At 53.6% G+C, this 2,673-nt stretch carries 3 protein-coding genes; all 3 read left to right on the forward strand.

Annotated elements, in window-relative coordinates:
* The first annotated feature begins 55 nt into the window (after nt 1-55).
* Nucleotides 56-835: an LEM-3-like GIY-YIG domain-containing protein gene (locus tag AC1D35_RS35480; RefSeq protein ID WP_477942633.1), complete on the forward strand. Its 780-nt coding sequence runs from the start codon at nt 56-58 to the stop codon at nt 833-835.
* A 197-nt stretch (nt 836-1,032) separates the two neighbouring features.
* Nucleotides 1,033-1,572, forward strand: a complete 540-nt coding sequence (locus tag AC1D35_RS35485; protein ID WP_477942635.1) for a hypothetical protein — start codon at nt 1,033-1,035, stop codon at nt 1,570-1,572.
* A gap of 209 nt (nt 1,573-1,781) precedes the next feature.
* Nucleotides 1,782-2,432 carry an 8-oxoguanine DNA glycosylase OGG fold protein gene (locus AC1D35_RS35490; protein WP_477942637.1) on the forward strand — a complete coding sequence of 217 codons (651 nt, stop codon included), beginning with the start codon at nt 1,782-1,784 and terminating at the stop codon, nt 2,430-2,432.
* Nucleotides 2,433-2,673: the final 241 nt, after the last annotated feature.

Here is a 2,673-nt window from a genome sequence, read left to right on the forward strand (position 1 = left end):
GCTATTGCGAATCACTCGGTGAGTTGCCACTCATCCAACCAGTTAGTGGTGCGCGATGACCAGCAACGATCGATTTCCCGAAGAAGTTTGCCAGAAGCTCGGCAACTATGTTTACCGACTCATCGACCCCAGGAACGGCGAAACTTTCTATATAGGCAAAGGCAAGAACAACCGCGTCTTTGACCATGCGGCCGGCCTTTCAGATCCAAACGAAGACGATGGTCAGACAATTGGAGCAAAGCTGGATCGCATACGTGCAATAAGAGATGCACATCTTGAGGTCATACACGTTATCCATCGGCACGAGATCCCTGATCATGCGATATTCGAGGTCGAAGCTGCGTTAATCGACGCCTATCCTGGTTTGACCAATATTCAGGGCGGACGTGCTAGCACAGATAGGGGGCCGATGAACCATATCGAGTTGATGGACAAGTATTGCCTTCCAGAACTCTCGTCGCCCCCGGAACATCGCCTTATCCTTATCAACATCAATAAACTCGAAGACCGTTCAAATCGCCAGGCGATCTACAACTTGGTCCGTTTTGCATGGCGCATAGCCAAACCTCGTGCCGCGAAGGCCGAATACGTCCTGGCGGTCGTTCGTGGTGTGGTCGTCGGTGCATTCCGACCGACTAAATGGATGTCTGCCACGCGCGAGAACTTTCCGGAAATTCCCTATGCTGACGGCTCCGAGGCATCGCGTATTGGCTTCACTGGCGAGGAAGCAAGTTCTGAAATATGGGACCTGTATGTTGGCCCACGCGGCAAGCGCATTGCGCACCCACAACTGAAACATATTCAAAATCCGATACGCTTTTGGAATTGTGATTAATGGGTGCAGACCTAAATCAGCGGTCTGGTTCGGGCCCCCTAGTCGACAGCTTGCAGAGGCTAAACAGAAAGGAGCGATACTGGTTGCTCCGCAATGCGCTCGGCCAATCAGGGGCGGACCTGTTTCTGTCATACTCTTTCCTGGAAAGACTTAGTCAAGAGATCGCAAGGTCCATACCGCGATCGGCGTGGTGGGCGATGGACTACCACATAGACTGGCTATTCAGCGCGCTGGTTCTCGATCGCTTCGGGCCAGATTGCCCTCACCGCTTCCAAAACCCTCGCGCGGTTGCGGGTGAATCCGTATCAAATGGAAGGCTGATAAGAGGAACGAACGAGGACTTTGATCTAATCGTTGCCTTTGAACGGACGATTATACTCATAGAAGCTAAGGGCGTTACAAGTTGGGGGAACAAGCAGATAGCCGGGAAGTGTCAGCGCCTTCGAGAATGGTCCGAGCTGTCGGATCAGATCGCCCCTGGCTTCAAAACTTCAAGTCCAGTCGAGATCTTTGTAGTGTTGATGTCGCCAAAGCCTCCGAAGAAACTCTACGGTCTCGAATGGCCGAGTTTTGTCAATACAAAGGACGGAAAGCCGTTCTGGCTACAGTTGGATCTTGCCGACGCACCTGATGTCTTTGTGGCGCCAGAGCGATGCGACGAGGGAGGCCTTCCCACCTCCATGGGTGATTGCTGGCAGTTGAAGCCTTTGGCTCGTCCAAACCTGAATGAAAACTGAACTGGCAGCGCCTCGGAGTATGGTAACCTTCGCCAAGCTCTTCCCATCGAAGAGACTTCAGAACGCATGACAAACATCGCACGGAGGGCGTTAATCTGACTACCAAACACTTCCATCCTCAACATCTGGCGGAGTTCGAGCGAGCTGTCCGTTCGGCTACAATCGAGGAGTCCCGTAGAGCATACGCGACGTATTCGCGCATTCCCAGCGTGTGGGGAGCGCACATCGCGCGGGACGGGGAAATCCTGAACTTTCGACAGCTCCCGACCGAGCGGTTAGATCGCGAGCAGCTTTTCTCGAAACTTGCTGCTTCGGATCTCGAGTTGCGTGAGAAGTGCGCATTGATCTTTGCATGGGGCGGAATGAAGATCGGCCACGGCAGATCTTCATTCAGGTCGTTTGGTGAGTGGCGATATGACGTTGGACGTATCCAAGCCGGGGACATGTCCCGCGCCGAAGCCTACGCGGCGCTGCGTGCTAGGAGGATTCCCGGCATAGGCCCTGCCTTCTTTACCAAGCTGATTTACTTCTTTGGTCGTTGCCCTGCGAAACCTGGTTCACCGTTGGGCTACATCATGGATCAATGGACCGCTCGATCGGTTAATCTCTTGGCAGGCGAGCGAGCGATCGCCCTCTCTGCAGGGATACCATGGCCCAAAGCACAGAGAAATGGAGCCAGACTTGGCAAAGCCGTGACAGCCGAAAACGGTCCCGACACATACGAGGCCTTTTGCCAATTCATCGATTGCTTAGCGTCCAAGTTCGAATGTCCGCCTGATTTCGTAGAAGAGGTCATGTTTTCGCATGGAGGCAAGTCAAAAGGCAGATGGCGCTTATATGTGCTCGAAAATGACATATGATATGCCACCACGCTCACCCGTCAAAGCCCGCGGATCAAAAATCTGCCGGTGGTTCACCGCTGTTTGCCTACACTGTGGCCCTGCGAATTTTGTCGTCACGGCAGAGATTTCGAAAGCTGCTGCACAACGGGTGAAAATATGTGAGGCGATGGCAGCCCAACCATCCAACGGCAGAAAGTGTGGGATTTGAGCCCACGATACCCTTCCGGGCGTGTCGCATTTCGAGTGCGGTGCATTCGAC

The organism is Rhizobium sp. P1_E6 (genome assembly GCF_056405875.1).

Coding starts and splice junctions, on each gene's coding strand:
- AC1D35_RS35480 (WP_477942633.1), top strand. CDS start 56: ATGACCAGCAACGATCGATTTCCCGAAGAAGTTTGCCAGAAGCTCGGC.
- AC1D35_RS35485 (WP_477942635.1), top strand. CDS start 1,033: ATGGACTACCACATAGACTGGCTATTCAGCGCGCTGGTTCTCGATCGC.